At 61.6% G+C, this 21,945-nt stretch carries 17 protein-coding genes; 4 read left to right on the forward strand and 13 right to left on the reverse strand.

Translation table 11 applies throughout. From position 1 onward, the window contains the following. Positions 1-74 precede the first annotated feature (74 nt). A complete protein-coding gene (locus V5E97_RS36130) occupies positions 75-1,142 on the forward strand; it encodes a Gfo/Idh/MocA family protein (protein WP_406696387.1) in 1,068 nt (355 codons plus the stop codon). A gap of 54 nt (positions 1,143-1,196) precedes the next feature. Here the strand turns inward: V5E97_RS36130 and V5E97_RS36135 are convergent, their stop codons facing one another. The 4 genes from V5E97_RS36135 to V5E97_RS36150 form a co-directional block, all read right to left on the reverse strand. Continuing rightward, complete coding sequence (locus V5E97_RS36135) at positions 1,197-1,928, reverse strand: tyrosine-protein phosphatase (RefSeq protein ID WP_406696388.1); 732 nt, start codon at positions 1,926-1,928, stop codon at positions 1,197-1,199. A gap of 193 nt (positions 1,929-2,121) precedes the next feature. Further along, positions 2,122-2,733, reverse strand: coding sequence for an HAD family hydrolase (locus V5E97_RS36140; RefSeq protein WP_406696389.1), 612 nt, complete (start codon positions 2,731-2,733; stop codon positions 2,122-2,124). A gap of 125 nt (positions 2,734-2,858) precedes the next feature. Continuing rightward, positions 2,859-3,695, reverse strand: coding sequence for a phosphohydrolase (locus V5E97_RS36145; protein WP_406696390.1), 837 nt, complete (start codon positions 3,693-3,695; stop codon positions 2,859-2,861). A gap of 203 nt (positions 3,696-3,898) precedes the next feature. Beyond that, on the reverse strand, positions 3,899-4,711 hold the full coding sequence (locus V5E97_RS36150) for a class I SAM-dependent methyltransferase (RefSeq protein WP_406696391.1): 813 nt from the start codon (positions 4,709-4,711) through the stop codon (positions 3,899-3,901). A 292-nt stretch (positions 4,712-5,003) separates the two neighbouring features. Here V5E97_RS36150 and ispG point away from each other — a divergent pair, with 292 nt between their 5' ends. Beyond that, positions 5,004-6,158 (forward strand): flavodoxin-dependent (E)-4-hydroxy-3-methylbut-2-enyl-diphosphate synthase, encoded by a 1,155-nt coding sequence (gene ispG, locus V5E97_RS36155; protein ID WP_406696392.1) that lies wholly within the window; start codon positions 5,004-5,006, stop codon positions 6,156-6,158. A 130-nt stretch (positions 6,159-6,288) separates the two neighbouring features. Here the strand turns inward: ispG and V5E97_RS36160 are convergent, their stop codons facing one another. Next, on the reverse strand, positions 6,289-7,743 hold the full coding sequence (locus tag V5E97_RS36160; RefSeq protein WP_406696393.1) for an NAD-dependent succinate-semialdehyde dehydrogenase: 1,455 nt from the start codon (positions 7,741-7,743) through the stop codon (positions 6,289-6,291). A 1,158-nt stretch (positions 7,744-8,901) separates the two neighbouring features. Here V5E97_RS36160 and V5E97_RS36165 point away from each other — a divergent pair. Beyond that, positions 8,902-10,482 carry a class I tRNA ligase family protein gene (locus tag V5E97_RS36165; RefSeq protein ID WP_406696394.1) on the forward strand — a complete coding sequence of 527 codons (1,581 nt, stop codon included), beginning with the start codon at positions 8,902-8,904 and terminating at the stop codon, positions 10,480-10,482. Positions 10,483-11,048: 566 nt separating this feature from the next. Beyond that, complete coding sequence (locus V5E97_RS36170) at positions 11,049-11,207, forward strand: hypothetical protein (protein WP_406696395.1); 159 nt, start codon at positions 11,049-11,051, stop codon at positions 11,205-11,207. 540 nt (positions 11,208-11,747) lie between these two features. On the opposite strand, the gene V5E97_RS36175 is transcribed toward V5E97_RS36170, so the two are convergent. The 8 genes from V5E97_RS36175 to V5E97_RS36210 all read right to left on the reverse strand — a co-directional run bounded on the left by V5E97_RS36175 (position 11,748) and on the right by V5E97_RS36210 (position 21,905). After that, the gene (locus V5E97_RS36175; RefSeq protein WP_406696396.1) at positions 11,748-13,475 is read right to left on the reverse strand and encodes an HlyD family secretion protein; all 1,728 of its coding nucleotides are present in this window, start codon (positions 13,473-13,475) and stop codon (positions 11,748-11,750) included. 23 nt (positions 13,476-13,498) lie between these two features. Further along, on the reverse strand, positions 13,499-13,747 hold the full coding sequence (locus tag V5E97_RS36180; RefSeq protein WP_406696397.1) for a hypothetical protein: 249 nt from the start codon (positions 13,745-13,747) through the stop codon (positions 13,499-13,501). A 38-nt stretch (positions 13,748-13,785) separates the two neighbouring features. Next, positions 13,786-14,166: a PqqD family protein gene (locus V5E97_RS36185; protein ID WP_406696398.1), complete on the reverse strand. Its 381-nt coding sequence runs from the start codon at positions 14,164-14,166 to the stop codon at positions 13,786-13,788. Between the two features lie 471 nt (positions 14,167-14,637). Beyond that, positions 14,638-15,006: a hypothetical protein gene (locus tag V5E97_RS36190; protein WP_406696399.1), complete on the reverse strand. Its 369-nt coding sequence runs from the start codon at positions 15,004-15,006 to the stop codon at positions 14,638-14,640. A gap of 131 nt (positions 15,007-15,137) precedes the next feature. Then, positions 15,138-16,187, reverse strand: coding sequence for a serine/threonine-protein kinase (locus tag V5E97_RS36195; protein WP_406696400.1), 1,050 nt, complete (start codon positions 16,185-16,187; stop codon positions 15,138-15,140). A gap of 1,845 nt (positions 16,188-18,032) precedes the next feature. Next, complete coding sequence (locus V5E97_RS36200) at positions 18,033-19,838, reverse strand: ABC transporter permease (RefSeq protein WP_406696401.1); 1,806 nt, start codon at positions 19,836-19,838, stop codon at positions 18,033-18,035. A 43-nt stretch (positions 19,839-19,881) separates the two neighbouring features. After that, positions 19,882-20,706 carry a sugar phosphate isomerase/epimerase family protein gene (locus tag V5E97_RS36205; protein WP_406696402.1) on the reverse strand — a complete coding sequence of 275 codons (825 nt, stop codon included), beginning with the start codon at positions 20,704-20,706 and terminating at the stop codon, positions 19,882-19,884. An 89-nt stretch (positions 20,707-20,795) separates the two neighbouring features. Next, complete coding sequence (locus V5E97_RS36210) at positions 20,796-21,905, reverse strand: Gfo/Idh/MocA family protein (protein ID WP_406696403.1); 1,110 nt, start codon at positions 21,903-21,905, stop codon at positions 20,796-20,798. Between the last annotated feature and the right edge of the window lie 40 nt (positions 21,906-21,945).

Raw genomic sequence — 21,945 nt, forward strand, 5'->3', positions numbered from 1 at the left:
CGAGCTGACCGAAAAGACGCCACGCTGTTCATGCCGCCAGTCCGCGCTGAGGGGTCGAAAGGACGGTCCGTTCGATGAGTGCGGGCGAATTGCGAATTGGGATCGTCGGCGCGGGCCAGATCGCGCGTAGGCGGCATCTCCCCGGTTTCAAGGAATTGCCAGGTGTCCGAGTCGTCGGCGTCTGCAACCTACGCAGGGAGTCCGCCGGGCGCGTGGCCCGCGAGTTCAATATTCCCAAAATCTATGGCAACTGGGAGCACTTGATTGAGGACGACGAAATTGACGCCGTCGTCATCGGTGCCTGGCCCTACCTCCACTGCCCGGTCACGCTCGCCGCGCTCGACGCCGGCAAGCACGTCCTGACCGAAGCGCGGATGGCCATGAACGCGCGCGAAGCAGGCCGGATGTACGACCACGCGAACGAATTGCCGAACCTCACGGCAATGGTCGTTCCCAGCCCCTACGGCCTGACGGGCGATGCCTTTATGCGCTCGCTCATCGATGCGGGATATCTCGGAACGCTACGAGAAGTCCACGTTCGAGGGCTCTCGAGCGATCTGGCCGATCCTGAGACCCCGCTGGGCTGGCGGCAGATGACCAAGTACTCTGGCTTCAACATGCTCACGCTGGGCATCCTCCATGAGACGGTGCTCCGGTGGGTCGCCCCGGCCAATCGAGTCTTCGCGTTCGCGTGGAAGCATATCGGCAAACGGATCGACCCCGAAACCGGAGAGTTCGCCAAGACCGGCACTCCGGATAGCGTTCAGGTACTCACGACGCATTCGGACGGCTCGAGTGGCGTCTACCGATTGAGTGGTGTGGTCTTGCACGACGTCGGGATGAGCATCAGCCTGTACGGCAGTGAGGGGACTCTGGTCTACGACCTCTCCCATGACGTGATCCGAGGCGCTCGCCGCGGCGAGTCCGCGCTCGAGCCACTACGGATTCCGTCCAAGCTGCGGGGGGGATGGCAGGTCGAGGCCGACTTTATCGCCGCCATTCGTGGTGAGAAGCCAGTCACCCGGACCGACTTCGCCACCGGCGTCCGCTACATGCAATTCACCGAGGCCGTCGCGCGCAGCTCCCGCCACCAGTCTCCCGTCGCGCTCCCCTTGAAAGAGTTCTCCAACCCAAGCCTGTGAACGTCGGCACCGGCCCGACCGTTTCGATCGACCGCGGGCGCCTTGGCTACGGTTTCAAGGCTGAGCCGCGTGCCGCTGACCCGCCTCTCCCGCAAGGCCGGCACGAAGCAACGCGCGAGGCCCCGATCGGAGGGGTTGGATCTCCCGAGCAGGGTCATCCGCCTGATACTCGTTTTCCACCCAGGCGCGAAGCCGTTCGGGCGAATGGACCAGGTTCTTATTCTTGAGCCAATCGGCGTACTCGTGAAATGGCTCGTGAAGATTTTCGGGGCCGAACAGGGGAACATGTCCGTAGAAGAGGGAGAACGATTCGAGCGCCTTCTCCGGCGGCGTTCCCGAACGGACCATGAGATAGAGTCCGCTCGCCAAGCCCGTCCGATCGGACCCTGATTTGCAATGGATCAGGAGTGGGTAACGACAGCGCTCAAAGAGATCGATGAGGACCAGAAGATCGCGACGCTTCGGCCTGCGATTTGCGCTCATCGGATAATCATAGAAATCGATGCCATTCGCATTGGCGAGCCGAACTTCGTCTGTATAGAACTGGTCGGCCGACCCGCCCCCCCTGAGATTCAGGATTGACGCGACATCGTACTTCTCAACGAGTGATTTCAGGTTCTCTTCGGGCTGCGCCGAACGATAAACAAGACCCCGTGCGACCACCCCGAAATTCCGATGAAACAAGGAGTTTCGGAAGAGGACCGTACAGACCGACCCGGTCAGCAGCAGCAGGCTAACCACGACGATCCGTCTTCGACGGCGCCGTTTGGTTTTGAGTTCATTCAAGCCAGGACACCCTCAGCGAACAAGAACGATCGAGAAGACCTCAAACCAAGTCCATCGGTACGTTGCGGCTGAAATCTATCGCCCACATGGAATGGGTCAAGCCCATTCCAGGCTTCAGCCCTCTCGAACCCGTTGACGTTCGCCCCACCTTGGACTCCGGCTGAACGTTCCGATCGGTCTGACTTGGCTCCCCTCAGACGCCGAGGCCGCACTCCTTGAGGAACGATTGAAGCGAGTCGAGGCCCTTGAACTGGACCGCCTTAAACCCAAGTGCCAGAGCCGGTTCCACGTTGAGACCACGATCGTCAATGAAGATCGCGTCCTCGGGATGGCACGCGGCGATCCCCAACGCGTTCTCATAAATTCCTTCGTCGGGCTTGGCCTGACCGAGGTAACAGGAAACCAGAAACCCACGGAAAATCTCGTCGAGGCCAAACATTTCGACCCGATGCTCGTGGAGCTCCCGCGACTCATTGTTGAGCGTGTAAAGTCGGCAGCTCTGCGTCCTGGCGAGCTCCCTGACCCAGTCCAACGTCTCCCCAAGCGCCTTCGATTGAGCGAACATGAACGCCTTGAAGTCATCCGGCGTGAACCGGCGCGGATGCGAAAAGACCGCCTTCCTGAGGTACTCATCCAGACTCAAACGCCCAGTTTCAAAGGCCGTCTTGAGCATCTCGTGCCGCGTCTGAAACTCCTGAAAATCGAGCTCAAATACCTCCGCGGCACACTTGCGAGCCGGGGTGTCCCAGCCGTTGGTCAGTAGCACACCCCCGATGTCGAAGAAAAGGGTCGGAACCCGGACCATAATCGCTCCTTTAACATCGGGCCATGAGTCGAGGCTTCCATTCAGACGCCTTCCAAGAACGAACAGCAGACGGCAGACGCTCCCGGAATCACGAACGAGTCGACCTTACGCCATCGCTCGCCAGCCTACCCGCGTAAGTTCGGATTGCCTTCGAGGTACGATTCGTCCTCCAACCCGCGCAAGTAGGCAAGAGCCTGATCGACCGTTTCCACGGGAGTCCCCGGAACTCGTCCCGCCTCGTCAAGGTCGCGGAGCAGCTTCAAGTCCTCGAGGTATTCTGAGGATTCGAGGATCCTGCGGTCCCGTTGACTCAACGTACGGTCGCGCAAGGCGGCCAGATCCTCAAGGTGCTCGATGAGCCAGAGGGTTCGCTCGGTGACCGCCCCTCGAAGGGCTTCCACCCCTGCCACGGCGGGGGCCTTGGGGTCGATGGCCTTGCCTACATCATGCAGGAGGGCCGCCAGGAGAAACTCCTCGTCGTAGGGGCGAGCATGACGTGCCCGTTCAAAGACCTGGAGACTATGGAATAGGGCATCCCCCTCGGGATGCTGAAACGGGTTTTGTTTGACCGACTCGAGTGGTTCCAGACGCATCTTATAGATTGCGAAGCGGTCCACGTGATCGGCCATGGCCACAAGGGTGGGTCCCTCCTCGGATTCCTCCTCCTCGGCCGCCGTCGGATCGATGCCGGCTCGTGAATTGGCGAGGAAGACCACCTGTTCGCGAACTTCGGCGTCCGACGGGAGATCGCCCGGCCTGACCCTGTGCCCCAGAACGGCCGCCGCTTTGCGCTTGGCCGAATAATACTCGTTCTCGGTGGCGTCGCCGATCCGGATCGGGACTTCGCCCGGATTCAGGGCCAGAAGGTCGTACATCCGTCTGGCGGCTTCGACGGCGATCTGGCTCCGTACGCGGGCCGTGACACGCGGCGTTTGATGTGGCTTGCGAAATCGGTCGTGCATCGGTACCGCCCGGTTGGAGAAAATGGATCCGGCATGGTTTGACGGAGCGGAAAATCACGGCCGAAAAATCCGGTCGATTCAGCCTCAGCGCCGCACTTGTAGCCATCCCCTTTCTGAAATCATAGGCAGGCGACCCCTTGGGACGGAACTGTAACACGTCGAACCTCACGGGTTGCTAACGTTCTCGGACCTCAGGGAAGTCGTCATCGAGACCGCGACGCATCTTCCCTGGGATGGGGAAGCCGCGGCCCGGCCGATCCGATCGAGTCGCTCTCCGCTTTGCGACAGTTGAAAACCGGGGTCAGGTCCTCCTCGGTCGAGGAACCCAGCGTGACGGTCGTCTCAAAGCCGGCATTCCTCAGAAGATCGGGCCAGTCCGCGCCGAACTCGGTGAAAACGGGATAGCCATGGTCCCCACCGGGATGGTGAATCAACGGAACGCGAGGCACAATCGTGCCATCGGGCATGAGCTCCGCCCGCGCAAAGGTCAGGGGAACGTCGGGCAAAACCGGTACCGTGAAGATGTGGCGGCCCCCCGGAACCAGGATCCGGTGAATCTCTCTGAGAGCGGCGTCAAGGTCGGGGACGTGCTCCAATGTCTCTGAGGTCAAAACCAGGTCGAACGACTCATCCGGGTAGGTGAGACGCGTGAGGTTTTCGCACCGGACCCGATCCACCTCAGCGCCGGGTTCAACCCCTTCTTGATACTCGGAGTATGCCAATCCAGGGAGTGCGCGAAGGACATCGTGAAGCCCTTCGATCTGGTTGATCTCGGCCAGCCGAAGGGGCTGACACTCAGGCCGACGAACCCAAGCCGCGACCGACGAAGCCAACTTGGAAGGGTCACCCACGGGATAGGTCGCGAGCAGAACCGCAGCGATCCGACGCGCCCGAAGCTTCGCTCCACACCAGGCGCAGTTACATGACTCTCTGCGTGCAATGGCCTCGGTCCACTGCGGTGAGAGCCCCCAGAGTTCAGCCAAACGGGGCGGTACAAGTCTGGGCTGATAGAGCATCGGCCCGAATCGGCCGCAAACCGTACACCACTCACAACGTCCCTGAAGGATTGCGGTTGCAAATTGCCTGGCTCTGGCCACAACGCGATGAGTTCGATTCCAGACGGGGACAAGCCCCGACTTTAACCAACGAGGAATTCGAGGCATATCGAGGAACGATCCTGTCGAGTCAAGGGGCGTGGGGGGTCGCCTTGACCCTCTCCGCCCCCTTGGGCTACGATAACCTCAAACTCGGCCCTGGTGTGAATAAACGCGCGAAGGTCGACCCATCTCAGAACCCAGGACGGCGGCGATGGCGTACAGCACGGTGGTGAAGCGACACAAGACGCGGGTTGTCAGCGTCGGCGATCACCTGGTCGGAGGCGACCATCCGATCTCGGTCCAGTCGATGACGACGACGAACACGTTCGACGTCGAGGAGACGATCGCGCAAATCCAGAAGCTGGAAGAAGCGGGATGCGAGATCATCCGCGTGACCGTCCCCAAGAAGGAGGACGTCGAGGCCTGCCGCCTGATCCGCTCACGAATCAAGATTCCGTTGATCGCCGACATTCACTACGACTACCGGATGGCCCTGGCCTGTCTCGAAGCAACGACCGACGCTGGCCGTCCTGCGGTGGACAAGATCCGGATCAATCCCGGCAACATCGGCGGCACCGAGCGTTTCAAAGAGGTCATCCGCAAGGCCCGCGACAAGGGGATCCCGATGCGGGTCGGGGTCAACTCCGGAAGCCTCGAAAAAGACCTGGTCGAGAAGTATGGCTACCCTTGTCCCGAAGCCTTGGTCGAGAGTGCCCTGAGGGCGATCGAGACGGCGGAAGGTCTTGGCTACCACGACATCATCGTTTCGCTCAAGGCAAGCCACGTGCCCACGGCCGTGGAGACCTACAGCCTGTTCGCCTCGAAGTGCGACTACCCGACGCATGTCGGGATCACCGAGGCCGGGTCGCGTGAGTATGGGACGCTCAAGAGCGCGGCCGGAATTGGGTCGATCTTGCTGCGAGGGATCGGCGATACGATCCGGGTCTCGCTGCTGGGCGATCCGGTCCCCGAGATCGCGGCCGGCTTCGACATCCTCCGCGCCTGCGATCGCCGGGTCAATCGCCCCGAAGTGGTCGCCTGCCCGACGTGCGGTCGGCTCGACATCGACCTCGAGCGGATCGTCGCCGAGGTCGAGGCCAAGATGGCGCATCTCAAGAACCCGCTCCGCATCAGCATCCTCGGCTGCCTGGTCAACGGCTTCGGAGAAGCCAAAGAAGCCGACCTGGGGATTGCCGCCGGCGCGGGCAAGGGGATCATCTTCAAGAAGGGGGTTCCCATCCGGCACGTCACCGAAGCGGAGATGGTCGATGCCTTGCTCGAAGAAGTCGGCCGGTTCGACGAGGACACGCCCGCGTTGAAGTCGTATCAAGAGAAGAAGAAGTCAGCCCTTCCCATCCTCAATTGACCGACCGACAGCTCCCGTTGCCTCAGCCCTCGAATATCGAATTCAGTCCCACAGGCCGCCTTCCGACTCCATTGAGTCGGAGGGCGGCCCGCTCTGTTGAATCTCCAGACCGGAACGTCAGCGACTCGAATCAGGCTCGAAGCCCGACGGAGACGTACTTCGTCTCCTGGTAGGCCTCGAGCCCCTCCTGGCCGAGCTCACGGCCCAGGCCCGACTCCTTCATGCCACCGAACGGACATTGAGGGGTCGCGGGCACCGGGTCGTTGATCCCGATGATGCCCGCTTCCAGTCCTTCGGCCATCCGCGTGGCAACGGTCAGGTCGTTGGTAAAGACGTAGGCGGCCAGGCCGTAGGGGGTGTTATTCGCGGCGGCGATGACGTCGTCGAGTTTCGAGAAGTCGAGCAGGGGCATAACGGGCGCGAACGGTTCTTCGGTCATGATCCGCATCTGACCGTCGACCTCGCGGATCACGGTGGGCTCGAACCAGTACCCCTTGTCGAACCGGTCGGACCGCGCTCCTCCCGTCAAGATCTTCGCCCCTCGGCCGCGAGCATCCTCGATCAACGCCGACGTCTTGTCGAGGGCCCGGGACTCGAACATCGGCCCCACCTGCACGCCGTCTTCGAGACCGTTGCCCAATTTGAGCTTCTTGGTCAGTTCGACCGCGACCTCAGTGAACTGCTTCGAGATTTTCTCGTGGACGTAGAACCGAGAAGGAGCAATGCAGACTTGCCCGTTGTTCCGGAACTTGCCGATCACGGCAGCCTGAGCCACCTGCTCGATGTCCGCGTCGGGGAAGACGATGAGAGGGGCGTGGCCTCCGAGCTCGAGGCTGAGCCGCTTCACACCATCGGCCGAGCGGCGGATCAATTCCTTGCCCACGGCGGTCGACCCGGTGAAGCTGATCTTCCGCACCGCCTGGTTTTCGAAGAAGGCATCGGCGATGGGTCGGGCTTCGCCCATGACCAGGTTGGCCACGCCGGGCGGAAGTCCAGCGTCTTCCAGGCATTGGAACATCTGAATCAACGTCAGAGGGGTCTGTTCCGCCGGACGACTCACCACGGTGCAGCCCACCGCCAGGGCGGGTGCAATCTTGCGACTCGGCAACGCCGCAGGAAAATTCCAAGGGGTGATCGTCCCCACCACGCCGACGGCATGCTTGATCACGTAATGCCGCTTCGCGGTGTTCGAAGGGGGGATCGTCCGGCCATACGACCGCTTCCCCTCCTCGGCGAACCACTCAAAGGTGTCGGCGGAGTGGAGGACCTCGGCTTTGGCCTCGGGAAGCGGCTTGCCTTGTTCCTGCGTGAGCGTCCGGGCGATCGTCTCGACCCGTTCCCTCATGAGTTCGGCGGTCTTCTTGAGGATTTTGGCGCGGTCGTAGGCCGAGGCGTCACGCCAGGCCGGAAAGGCGCGGGTCGCCGCCTCGATCGCACGGTCAGCCTCCGCCCTGGTCCCGAACGCAACTTCCGCAATGGTCGACTCGTTCGCCGGATTGATGACCGCAAGCGTGGTCCCGCCCTGAGCGTCGCACCATGCCCCGTTGATGTACATTCTCGTCGGAATATTCGCGGTCGTGGCCATCGATTTCGCCCCCCCAAACCCGATATTCGTCGTCCTCAGCGCTTGACTCTGAGGAAGACGTTTGGTCATGATCCACCCTTTTCCAGAACCACTCACGATACAGGTCGCCCTCCCCACATTCAACCAAACCGCTCTGTCGCTGCGCATGGAAGTTCAACGATTAGTTTCCGGTTAGTCCAGTATTTCACCTAGGTTTCCCAATGCCTCATTATCGGAACATCGGTGGACGCAAAGTCGGATTGAGCGCACAATCCGTCTCAAGCGGTTGAACCTACCGTTCCGATATTTGGATGTGGAGCCGCATAACTCAAACAGCGATTCTGCCGTACGCAATCGCGAGTTGCCCCCTGACGGCTTTAGCTGGTGTGCCATGACTCGATCGACCTCAGCAAGATGGATCTTCCAGCGACGACGCTGGCTTGAGGCACTTTTCAGTCTGAGTCTGCTCGGATGCTTCGCTTCGTCCGTTGAAGCGAGCCCAATCCGGCAGCACCGCATCACGGCAAGGGGTGCGCGGGATCTCAGAACCTGGACTTCATACCTGGCAGGTGGTAGCGGACTCTGGTCGCAGAGCAAGGCTCCGCGAATCTCAGGGGCCATCCACATCGCGATGGTCCGAGCGCTCCGATCGGCGGACCCCAGGTCAACACCCTGGGTGCAATATTTGCTCTGGCGCCAAGGCCGGAACGTCGCTCGGTTTAACTTCTACCACCCGGTCCTTGGTCCCGTTCTCGAGCAACTGCCGCCACCGGTTGTGCCGGAGCTCCCCCCCCCGAACCCTCCGGCGGAGGGCGAAGTAATCCCGCCACCGGCGGTAACACCGGAGTTCCCCGAACCGAGTTCGTTGCTGATCGCGTTAGGCCTGCTCGGAGCAGGTGCCTGGTGGCGCACCCGCACGGGGCGCTTGCCAACCCTCATGGCAACCACCTGATCACTTCCTCGGGAGCGGCGTCTGCACGAGGCCGACGGCAAGTGATCGCCAAGCCGCGACCACTTGCCCTCTGGGCCTGGGCAACGTGCCTCAGATCGACTTGCGCCTTGCTGGTCCCGACCTTCGTTTTTGGTACACTGAGGCCGGGCGTGAACTCCCCGGATGCAGCCCCTGTCTAGCAAGGGCGAGGGGCCGCCGACGGAGCACCAACAAGGCGTAAGGTCTCGATGATGCGCGAAGCGAAGACGTACTACGTGACGACTGCGATCGACTATCCCAATAGCCGCCCGCATATCGGCACCGCGTTTGAGAAGATCGGTGCCGACGTCCAGGCGCGGTTCCGTCGCATGGAAGGGTCCGACGTCCACTTCCAGATGGGCAACGACGAGAACACCAACAAGGTGACTCTCCGCGCCCGGGAACTGGGGATGGAGACCAAACCCTACGTCGACGACATGGCACGCCAGTTTCGCGACGTCTGGAACGCCCTCGAGATTTCGTTCGACGACTTCATCCAGACCAGCGAGCCCCGGCATCACGACGGTTGCCGCAAGTTCATCCAGGCCGTCTACGACGCCGGCGACATCTTCAAAAAGGCCTACACCGGACTCTATTGCGATGGTTGCGAGGAGTTCAAGACCGAGAAGGTGCTCGTGGAAGGGCGATGCCCGAACCACCCTCACCTCACCCTCAGGGCGGTGGAGGAAGAAAACTACTTCTTCCGGCTCTCGGCGTTCGGCGAACGGTTGAGAGCGCACTACGACGCTCACCCCGAGTTCATTCAGCCCGAGAGTCGGCGCAACGAGATCATCAATCTCGTCGAAGGGGGCCTGCAAGACGTCGCGATCACCCGCAAGGGCTTCACCTGGGGGATCTCCGTTCCCTTCGACCCTGACCAGACGATCTACGTCTGGTTCGATGCCCTCCTGAATTACATCACGGCCGTCGGCTACGGCAGCGACGAAGCCCAGTTCCAGTCGCTCTGGCCGGCCGACGTTCACGTGATCGGCAAAGATATTACCCGATTCCACTGCGCCCTCTGGCCCGCCATGCTAATGTCGGCGGGGCTCCCCCTGCCCCGTCGCGTCTTCGGCCACGGCTTCGTCTACAACAAGGACGGCTCGAAGATCTCCAAGTCGACCGGCACCGCTGTCGACCCCATGGACGTCTCCAAAGTTCATGGCGCGGATGCCTTTCGCTACTACTTCATGAGGGAATGCCCGTTCGGCGGCGACGGCAACTACAGTGAGAAGCGATTTGCCGAGGTTTATAACTCGGACCTCGCCAAGAACCTCGGCAACCTTTACAGCCGAACCCTGTCGATGTGTATGAAGTACTTCGAGGGCCAGTTGCCCGACGCGGCCGCCGTCGATGCCACTGCCTGGCTCGCCGGACTCGACCTCAGTGCCTTGGTCGAGGAGCTCCGAACCAAGGTCGGCGCGTTCGAGTACAACATCGCGCTTCAGCGCATCTGGCTCGAAGTCCTCGACGCGGCAAATCGTTACATTGACGTCACGGCCCCCTTCAAGCTTGCCAAGACCGATCTCGAGGCCTGCAAGGCCGTCATGATCAACCTGGCCGAGGCGCTGCGCGTCATCGCCATCCTCATCAAACCGTTCACCCCCAAGACGGCCGAGATTTTCTATCGGTCGTTCAACTTTGAGCAGGTCCAGGCGTGGGAGACGGTTGGCTATCGAGATGCCGCCACCCGACTCGTCGTGCCCGACCTGCAAGTCACCGCTGAGATCGTCTCGGGAAAACCGGTACCTCTCTTTCCCAGAATCGACGACGAGCCAGCGCAGGCCTAACCCCAGATCCCGACCCACGCTGGCAGGAATTGGGACTCGATCGAGTCCCAATTCCCTCGTAATGATGCAGCCAGCCCATCATCAGTGAACCACCAAATCAAGCATCGCCTCGCAGCGCAACTTGACCACCCTTCAGACATTTCTTACCAATCACTTGCCCTGGTCTTGCGTCACACATCACCATCAGACGCGCCATCCCAAATTGACCGTAGGCCCTTCTAGGCCGATGGATGACAACAAGTTCCGGCAAGGACTCGTGCCCCGGTTCGATTTCGTGCCATGGACCTCTCGGGCCTTTTTCGTCGAAAATGCGTTCATAAATCGGCCTCCAGGGCTTTTGGCACCAAATCTGCCTTACTATTTCAATGCAGCCAAGCGGATGGGTCTCGAAGATGATGCCGATTGCCTAAGGTTCGTCACGGTCAAACGTCGAAATAGGATCTGATGATACTTAGGCAACCTTGATGACGCCCTCCCCTATCTTGTGTCTCACTTCGCGCATTCAGCGGCTCGGGCCTCGTTCAGAGTGGTTATCCATCTGCTCTTGGTTCTCGGGAGAGACGGCGATGAAGAACAAAAGGGAAGTCGCAGTAACCTTGACCCCCGAACTTTTCGATCGCCTGCGGACCGAGGCCGAACTGCTCGGCGTCTCGATCACGTGGCTTGTTGCATCCCTCATCGTCGACACCGTCGATAAGGTGCCGAGCTCACTCACGTCGCTCTAATCCTGCAGCGATCGACTTCTGAACACCAATTCGCGAATTCACTTAAGATTATCCAGACTCGTCTGAATTGATCTGGGTGTTCAGAATCGCTTGCGACCGGGGGCGACGTGACGGCAAAAGGTGCTTCGACCTGAGCCGTTGGCCGTCGCCGGATTGAGTTCGAGCGACAAGCGTGGGCCTGAAGCTCGCCCCCCGGTTCGAGCCGACACCTCCTGTGGCTGCGCGACCCCGGTTGCCAGTTACCGCGTCCCCAATTCAAGCCATTTGGTGATTCAATGGGTTGGCCACTCGCCTCACCAAGCGGATCTGGAAGATCCGCGGAGAGTAGCGAAACTCTCTCTCTATCAACAAATTAAGCATCATAATTACACCGTTCCCTTGATTATAGAGATCCGTCCGTCGCCGGGGTTTTGCCGGGGATGAGAGGGTCTTTGGCTCGAGACGGGCGATCGCGCGGGTTAAGGCCGCCGTTTGGTCCCTGGCCGATCCGCCAATCAGGGTACGCCCCCAGGCATACCGAGTCCCTGTTGTGTCGGCAGTTCACCACCAGAATTCCGTCCGGAGGATGCGGAGTAGGTGGAACGCCAGGAGCTCGCCCACAGGAAGTCGTCCGCAATGGATCCGGGCGTAGCCGGTCATCCCGGTCCGCAGTCCCCAGGACGAACCGGCCATCCGGCAATAGACGATGACACTCCCCGGCACCTTCCCAGGCTCGGCGATGCCGCCCCTGTCCTCGGGGCGCGGAGCGACGGCGCCACTCGGCCCCTGGGCCCGCGTTGTGGCAGGGGCGATCCGGTCCACACGAGCGGTGAAGGTCTGGAACGGCCGGGAGCGTGGCCTCAAAAAAATCTCCTGACCGGGCCGGACACGCAAAATATCTTGCTCGTCCACGGCGACCTCGGCCTCGAGAATGGAGAGGGTTTCGATCTCGCAGATCGGCTGACCTTCGCTGAGAAACAGGCCGGTTCGTTCCTTCAGACGGGGGGTAGTGACAATCCCGGAAATCGGGCTCGTGATCACCAACCGGTTTCGCCCCGCTTCGAGAAATCGGGCCTCCTCTTCCACCCGGGCCAGGTGGGCCCGAGCCACCTCGATTTCCTCAGGGCGGGTCCCCGCCTCGAGTAGGGCCAGGGTCGAGCGAGCCTCGGCCCATTGCGTCTCGCGGCGAGCCAGTTCGGCCTCGGAGACCAAGGTCCCTTCGGCCTCGCGGGCTCGCTTCTGGGACTTGACCTGCTCTTCCTGGGAGCGACTGACCCGGCGCTTCACTTCCGCTTGCTGGTACTGTTCGCCCGAGAGGGCCCCCTTGCCCAGGAGCTTGCGGGCGAGTCCGACGACCGTCTCCGCGTAGTCATACTCAGCACGGTTCTGGTCGATCATGTGGTCGAGCTTCGACAACTCTCCCTGGAGGGCCTGTCGGTTCCGCTCCAAATCCTGCTCGGCCAGGTCCCGCCAGTCCTTGGCCCGTTGCACGCGAAGCCGCTGTTCGGCCACCTCTTCGGGCCGCGAGCCGACCTCCAGCAAGCGGAGGCGGGAGCGGGCCTCACGGACCTCAGCGCCTTTCTGCGCGATCCGGCTGAGCAGGTCGGGCACCTCGAGCCGGGCAACGAGCTGCCCGGCGGAAACGCGGTCCCCTTCATCGAACTCGACCATTCTGAGGAAACCGGCGACCGGGGCACGCAGCTCCACCCGGGTCGCCGGCCGGATTGAGAACGAGCCGCCGACCCGGTCTTCCATCCGGACCGCCGTCAACACTACCAACAAGGTTGTCAGGGCCAACGCCCAGACGGCGCACCGCTTCCGGCGCATCCGGAGCATCGTCGCGACCTCCCCGGTCAGGATCCCGCGAAACCGGCGGCGCACGCGCACCGCCACCATGAACAGCGTGAAGCCGATCGCGGCCGGTCCCCAGCTCCCGTCGAACAGCCGGGCCATCCCGGCGAGCATGAGACAGAGGAATGCCACCGAATAGCCCCAGGTCATCGCACCAAAGCCCAGGAGGAACCGACTCCGCGGCCCCGGGGCGGGCCTGGCCGCGCCCCAGAGCAGCCACCGCAGGTGACCTGTCACCGATTCCCAGGCCCTCCTCCGCAGGTTCGGCATCTCCAGCAGGTCGCTCAGGAGGTAATAGCCGTCGAGCTTCAAGAACGGATTGAAATTGAAGAAGATCCGGACTCCACAGAGCGACACCACCAACCAGGCCAGATGATTGAGCAGGGTCCCGGGAAGGGTGAGACGCCAAGCAAACACCGCGAGCGCCCACAGGAACATGTCGCAGTAGCCTCCGGCGAGCGTTACCCACAGCCGCTTGGACTTCTCCGGATCAGCCACGCGTCGGAGACGTTGCAGTAGAGGCAAGGCATGAAATACATCAGCAGGAAGCCGACCTCGTGGACCTCGCCGCCGTGGTGCTTACAGGTCAGCCCGTGGGCGAATTCGTGGAGCGTGGTCACCGCCAGCAACGTCAGCCAGGCCAGGGCGACCACCTCCCACCTCAACACATTGGAGAAGCCCGTCACCAGCTCCCGGCGGTCGATCCACACCACCAGGGTCGCGACCAGGATGCATCCGGCCGAAGCGGTCAGAAAGGCACACTGCCGTCGGCCAATCGTCGCCGAGGCGCGAGGTCGTCGTCTTCGTCGTCGAACTCGTCGAGTTCCGGGGCAGCGCGGTGGGACGACCCGGCGGCGGAGTTGATCAACCCCTGCTCTCCCGCCACCTCCAGGAAGTCGCCCAGATCATCCTGGGAGAGCGGCTCCCCAAATTTCGCCTCGAAGGCGGTGCAAATCGCTTCGGCCGACTGTGTCCCGTCGAGCCGCGTCAGCAAGAACGTCTCCTGCTCTCCGAGGTGGTAATAACGCCCCGACCGCGGATCCTTCACGACGCGCTGACCATCGGCCCCTACCGGGCCCATCACCAGTTCAGGCCTCCGGGCCGGTGGGATGGTCGCGAAGGTCGTCATGGGACTTGTCCCTGAAACCGAAGGTTCGAGACCGCACCTAGGCGACTTGGTCCCTGGCTGAGAAACGGCCGGTATGAGAAATAAGCCGGACGAGAACCGACGGCCAACGACGGTCACGTCCGTCCGTGCCTCAACGGGAGACAGCGGAGGTCGGGTGGAAAGGGGCAGCGTATATTCAGGACAAGGCGGCCCGTATCCTGTCGCGCCCGGTTACCACCACGACCTCCGGCTCCCCACACTTTGGGGACCCCGCGGCCGGGGTGCCCGAGACAACGGAGCGGCGTGCGCGCGGGGTGTCGGTGGCCGCCGCGCCGCCGGGAATCACGTTACGTCAAAAGGCCTAACGTCATTGCCATAAGTGGTTCATCCGGCATGTCTGCCAACATCGGTCGACAACGGCAAAACCTGAGAGTTCAAGTGTTTACACTCGCCCATAGTCTTAGGTGTTGCCGCACCCGCCGGATGCGTCACTTAGCGGCGGCACACCTTGCTTTGATGGCTCTGCTTATTATCATGACTCCGTTTGCTGTCATGACTCCGCTTGCTGTTATGGCTCCGCTTGCTGTCATGACTCCGCTTGCTGTCATGGCTCCGCTTGCTGTCATGGCTCCGCTTGCTGTCATGGCTTCGCTTGCTGTCATGACTCCGCTTGGTGTTGTGGCTCCCCTTGCTCCCGTGGCTCCCCTTGCTCTTATCGTCATGACTTTGCCGGTCATGATGAGACTGCTGACTGGGCCGGCTGTCACCGCATTTTACGCCCCCGATAGGAGCGGGCGCGATGCGTTCCTCGAGCCTCGTGATGCGAAAGCGGCGAGTCCTCTCGGTGTTGCGAACGGACATGGTAGTGTCTCCAGGCTGTTGAGTTGGGAAACGAAACAGCAGTCGACGAAACGAGCCGGGCCCCGAAGGCCCGACGGCCGCCATGCTTCCTTGCTCCCAGAACCCCGGGGGGCAACGGCAACCGGGCCGCGCTAACCCGCCGGGTATGACCGACCGTCCCGCGCGGGTACGGCCGCTCTTTCATGAAACGACGCAATCCCCTCGATCGCGGGCTCGACCAACCACTCCCGCGCCGCGGTGACCGGGCGTGCCTTGAGCGGTCTTCTCGCGAGCCAGCAGGCGATGTCGTCGCCCAGGTCGAGTGGTGAGACGTAGCGGTCGCCGGGCTCCATCGCCATCGCCTTCAGGCAGATTGCCTCCAGGGCCGGGGCGATCTTGCGGTTGATCCGACGAGGCGCGACGAGAGCACCGCACTGAACCAGTTTCTGGACCTCGTCCTCATCCGGACCGTCGAACGGCGCCTGACCGGTCAGAACCATGTAGAGCGTAGCCCCCAGGGTATAGACGTCAGTCGCCGGTCCCAGCCGATCCGAATCTCCAGAGGCCTGCTCGGGGCTCATGTACCACGTGGTCCCGGAGGTGTGCCCAACTCGTGTCCGGGGGAGGGTACGAGCGGTGGCCGGCCAGGGGACCTCCTGGGCAGAATCCCCCTCGTCCAAAGGCGATGGGCGCCCGATTGGCTTGGCCAGCCCCCAATCGATGACCAGCGTCTCGCCGTGAGCGCCAAGCATGATGTTGCCGGGCGTCAGGTCGCGGTGGATGATCCCCCGGCTATGGGCATAAGCCACCGTGTAGCAGACATCGACAAGCCGATCCAGCAACGTCCGCAGTTCCGGCGATGTGCCCCTCGGTTTGCCAGTCGAGTGGGCTCGCTTGATCGCCCCCCTGAGGGTTTCGCCCCGGATAAGCCGCATCGTAAAGAACGTGCGGCGGTCGGCGAATTGCCCCATGCCGTAGACCGGCACGACCCCCGGGTGTTCCAGCCCTGCGGTGACTTCAGCCTCGAAGAGGAACCGCGACCTCGACCGAATGCGGTCCGCATACCGGCGCCGCAGCTGTTTCAGAGCTACCTCCCGATTGAGCTCCTCGTCGTAAGCAACGAAAACCCTGCTGATCCCGCCGCGGTCGAGCGGCCTCAGGATGCGAAAACGGCACGGGTCCATGACAGGCAACGCATTCATGGTTGCACCTTTCCTTCACCGTACGCCGGCGCGACACTTTCGACCGCTCACCTGGGATGACGAACGTCTCGATGCAGTCCAGGAGCGACCGCAGGACCCTCGACACCCAGAGAAACTCGATCCTCGCAACGTCCCAGCCGTCCGTTCCGAGGTTGGTGACGATCAGCGAATTGAGCATCATAGTGATGCCAACTCTGATCCCCTGTCCTGGAGGACAACGTCGTTTTGGGAGTGAGACGCCGGGTTCTCCGGACGCGCGGTTCGGGTTTCCTCACGGACAGCCGTATTCGCGACAAGCTAGCTCCGCTCTGAATCCAGGAGCGGCCTCTTACGGCACTGTTCGCCACAACAATTGAAACCGCCTGCACGCATACACCAACGAATTCAACTAGGAATTTCCCGGTCGGGGTTTTCCAGATACCCCCTAATTCAATCGGCCGATTGCCCTCATGGCGTCGAGTCGCACCGTCATCACGGCATTTCGCCAGCCCACTTTCAAGCATGCAATGAATACATGCTTTATTTTCACAATTATTAAATAATCAAAAATTATTATTCATCGACTAATCACCTCCATGCGTCTATCCAGGACAATTATCAAAGCACTCCACAAATCCATTGTCAACACAGAATCCACGATTCATACGCACATTTTTGTGTCACATATGCGTGGATTTCCTGCGAGCCTCATTCTGGAGCCCATGTTGCCCTTCAACTGCCAGGGGCGGCATTGCGTGCCTACATGAAACTGAACCACGCAAACAACGAAGCTTAAGATAGGATCGACAGTGGTTTTTACCCGGCAAAACAAGGCATACACTGAGACGATATAATTCAGAGAAGCGATCCCTCGAAAACAACGACACGCTCGCAGACGAGTCTGGCAAAAGCCTTAAAACATAGGGGCGAGAACTCGATTCGTCTCCGATTACGCGTGGTTTAAGGCGAAATCCGGGCGCATTCCTCATCCGTGATTCTTCGTTGACGGTAGTTCACTCCGAAACTCCAGCGACAGTAATTCTCGACCGACCAGTGACTCCGCACTGACGCAGTGAACTTCCGTGCGCTTTGCCTCCCGCTTAAATTGCGGTCGCGGACCGAATCGACCGGTTTTCCGCCGCAAGCGCCTGCGCGGAATGCCACGCCGTACCGCTACAGACTCTTCCAACACTCCGTCGTATCCGAAGCACGTCCTCTACCTCGCACGGCCGGGACCTTGTTACCGGGTTGGTGTCGGCCGTGACTTCCCACTGTACACAAAAACAAATTATCAATTATTAATGCCATAATTTCCATAAAAATCGACTGGTCTCCCACTTCTTTCAGTACGAACTCAGTCCGGCCAGCGACGATCGTCTCGGTGATCTCGGCCTGGCAGCCCGTGGGGTCGATCGTTACCAGTGGAGCAGGAAGGCGAATCATCCGCGCAACGGCTGGTTCCGTGATCACCACCACAAGCACACACAGCTACAGAAAATACCAGCATTTCAACATCGCAAATTTTTTTCGACTTCCATGAAACACAGCGGTTTATCAACGAGTTGCGCCATTGCCAACCCATCGGTGGGAACTCTCGCGGCGGGGCAGAATTTCGCCGGCTTTGCCAGCCCCGATAGGGCGACCGTATATCGCCCAAATCGCAGGTGCCGGACAATGATCCAGGCCCAGTAGCGACTGTGCGATCTCCCGCCGCGACTGGGCGAGTCGAAATGCAAAAAAAGCAGGTTATGTTCTGCTAAACATTTCCGAGGGATTGCGCCCCTGGCGATGGTGGCCGCCCCCTTCGGGGCCACAAGTAACATTCTGATCAGAGCGGCTTTGCGAGCGATCGTCGCCTGATCCCCATCAGGTCGAGTGTGGGATCTCCGCGACCTCAAGCCGAGCGCCATCCGACGGAAAACCAGTGTCGACTCGCGTACGAGCCATTCGGCTTAAGCGTGCGAGTGCGATGACGGTAGCAAGCCCGAAGCAAGAGAATGCGGCGAGAACGACGAGGGCGACACCGGCGAGATGGCTTTCCACACCGGTGTGGAGCAGGCTCCAGATCTCGATCGAGATCAAGCTGGTCCCCGGCGGTGCCACCAGGTTCGCCGCGGGGAGTTCCCCCAGCGCCAGCACAAACGCGACGCACCAGGCCGCGACCAGCGCCCCCCGCGACCCTGGAAGTGCAACACGCCAAATCGTCCCCCATGCTCGCGTTCCTTCAAGGGCCGCAACTTCGAGATGCTCCCGAGGTAAAGCACGGACCGCCGGCCAAAGCACGAGCAACGCGTAGGGAAAGGTGCGCAGGACGAAGACGAAAACCAAGTTCACCGACGAATCATAAATCAATGCGTATTCGCGATAGGCGAGCACGAACGCCATCCCGGCGACTGGTCCAGGAGTCGCCAACGCCAGAGCGACGCTCGCCGCGCAGACCCAACGCCAAGGCCCGGGCTGGCGGCTCAGCCAGGCCAAGCTCCAGGCCAAAACCACGGCAGCCGTTGCCCCTACGGCCCCCCAGAGCATACTTTCGAGCAGAGGGCTACCGAGCGGATTTCCCAACCAACGGCCTGGTCCTCGGAGCGCACTCCAGGTCCCCGACTTCAACGCATTCTCAAGTGGGCCCGCCAGGAACGAGCCTCCGACATCCAGAACTGCCCGGCGAAGCGTTCCAAGGAAACCGGGGAGCGTCCATTCCGGCGGCTGGCCCGAAGCCGCGATACCCCCGACCCGACCAGCCCGCCATACGAGGGTGAAAATTGGCAGGAACAACACGCTTCCCGCGGTGGCCGCAACCAGGACGCCGATCGGAATTCTCCAGACTCCGAGCGCCCAGACTCGTCCTTGCCGGGCCACCGAGGCGAGCCGGGCGGGATCGGCCCTGAGCAACAGTCGTGCTGTCACCAGGATCAGGACGCCTAGAACGACGAGCGGCGGAAGCGCCACCGGGGCGGCCGACGCCGGTCCGTGCCCCAGTTGAAACTGAATGTAGGCTTCCTCTGCATAGCTGCGAACCTGCAAGAGGTCTGTGACCGTCATATCGCCCGCCGTGAGCACGGCGACCGCGAGGGCTGCCCCCGCCAGGGCTCCGACGCTCCGGCGGACTGTCACGCAAGCGACCACGCGCCAGGGGGGCATTTCCAGTAAGGCCGACTCCTCGAGCTCGGATTCGACGGTCCGAAATCCGACGCCCGCGAGCAGTACGATCCAGGGGAGCGCCGCCATGGCGTGCACGAACGCCGCGCCTGGCAGGCCGACGAGAAGAGGAGCCGACCCGAAGGCCTGCATCCGACCGGCATTGCCAAACCCCCCGATCCAGCTTGTGGCATGCAACGGCATCGGGACCAGGGCCGCGATCCCGAGCAGCCCGAGCATGAAACGCCTGCCCCACGCGTCGGTCCGAAACAGGATCAGAGCCAGTGGCAGGCCGATCGGGAGCGCCATCGCTTCGGTCAGCAGGACGAGTTGAACGGACGTGCTCGCCAGTTCCAGGGGCCTCAAGATCCGACCGGCCGCCAGGTCGGCGGACGTCGCGACCATCAAGCCCCCTCCAGCTCCGTCGCCAGACTCGCCCGCGCTGGTGGCCGCCTGGAAGGTCGCGAACGCAGGCCAACCGAGCACCGCGATCAAGGCCACGGTCAGAAGGAGCTGGCTGACTCGCGATATCATGTGGGAAAACCAGCCTGGATGACGCCCGGCACTCGTGGCGCAATCACGATCGGAGGCCCGCGCTCCGCATGAGTGCGGCGGTCGTTTGATAGGCTTCCGTCACCCAGTCGACGATCGCCTCGGGTTGCGGCGAATACTCGAGCTCCACCGAGATCGTCAGGTCGTCGATTCCAAGGTTCTTGATTGCTTGCAAGTAAGGAGCGAAGTCAACCACCCCTCGGCCGGGCGGAAGATCGCCGTGCACCTTGCCATCACAGTCGGAGATATGGACGTGCGCAACTTGCCCTCGAAGCCGCTCGATCAGAGCCGCCGATTGCTGGGCCAGAACCAGGTGCGAGATATCGAGATTCGCCTTTACGGCCGGATGAGCGACGTCAGTCAGAAACCGCGACATGCTCTCGACATCATTGAGCAGGGAAAGGTGGAACGGTTCGAGTTCCAGGGCGATCTCGAGCCCGAGGTCCAGGGCATGTTCCCCCAGGGTCCTGACGTTGGCCACGCCCGTCGCCCACTGTTCGGCGGGGGGAATCACTTCACGCTGCCAGATATATTCGCCGAGCACGAGAAGCAGGTTCTTTGCCTCGAACTCTCGGGCCATCTCGAGATAGGCTCTGACCCGCTCGAGATGAAACCGCTGAACGCTCGGATTGAAATCGATCAGGCCGACGGCCACACACGCCACGCTGATAATCGGGAGTCCCGCCTGGTCGCAGTCGACCTTGATCTGCTCCCGTTCCTCGCGACTGATATCTAGCGGGTCAGCGAAGATATCGATCGAGTCGAAGCCGATTTCTTTGGTCTTGCGAATCCCGAAGCTGGTCTCGCGACCCGACTGGGCCCACGCCGAATTGATCAGGCCGAGTTTCATTGGGCTTCCCGATAAGAGTGGCCAGGTTATGAAATATTCATGTTTCAAACAATCGACAGCCCGGAAGCCGACCCCGCGTTCGGCTCTGGCTAACGCTCGACGACCTCATTGAAATCCACGACCCGATGTTCGGTTGCCGCGGAATAGACCGCCTCGCAGAGGGCGATCGTCTTGAGGTTGTCGCGTCCGGAGATGTCGGGGTCGGCCCCTGATTCGAGCGCAGTCAGTAGCCCCCCCATGGTACCCGCGAAGGCGTCGGGGAACCACGACTGGGGCCAGCGGGGTCGATGCCAGACGCCCGGTTCGTGGATCGTCGAGTAGTCGATCGTGCTGGGCACGCGTTCGGGCCACCCCGGCCATCCGATCGTGCCAAGCGCCAAACCTTCGGTCCCCTCGAACCGCCAGCGAATCCCGATGTCTGAGGCGGCTCCTTCACGGACCGGGCCACTCCAAACATCATCCCAGGCCGAGGCCCGCGCTCCACCCGCGAATTCGAGAATGGTCAGGTTGATCCCGTCGACGTGCGGGAACGAGGTCCGAGGGTCGGGACGCGTGCTCGCGAGGACTCGCAGAGGGTCTCCCAACCAGTATCGGAAGGTGTCGAGGTGGTGGATACTCATCACAAACGTCGAGAGCGACTGCTCCTCCCGAGCCCAGGGCATCCAATGGGGAATCGCCCGCATCTCGATGGTCGCCAGGACCGGCTCACCCAGGTCGCCACGATCGAGAAGTGCCTTGAGGGCACGAACCGAGTGGTCGTACCTCATGTTCTGGTTGACCTGCAACCGGATTCCAGCCCCCTCACACGCCTCGACCAACCCCTGGGCCTCCGCGAAACTCATCGCCAGCGGTTTCTGGGCGAGAATGCCGCGAACTTTCCCAGGCTTCTCAACAATTCGACGTATGACGTTCGGCTGCTCGCGAGGCGGCACCGCGATATCGACGACTTCGACTTCGGGGTCTTCGAGCATCGCATCGAGGCTGTCGAACACGCGCGGAACGCCCCGAAGCCTGGCAACTTCCTCGGCTGTCGAGCGCGTTCGCGACGTCAGGCCGACGACCCGAAAACCCGCGTCCTTGTAAGCGACCAGGTGGCAGTCACGCACAATAAACCCAGCGCCCACCACACCGATGCCAACGTCGAGCCGGTTGGGAGGAACTGCGAGATAGGCGAGGCCGAGAGGGTCAAGTCGGCGCATCGTCGGGTTCCGCGAAGGTAGGGAATCGAAAAACGTGTTT

It is taken from the genome of Singulisphaera photorubra, from assembly GCF_045290345.1.
Classification (GTDB): domain Bacteria; phylum Planctomycetota; class Planctomycetia; order Isosphaerales; family Isosphaeraceae; genus Singulisphaera.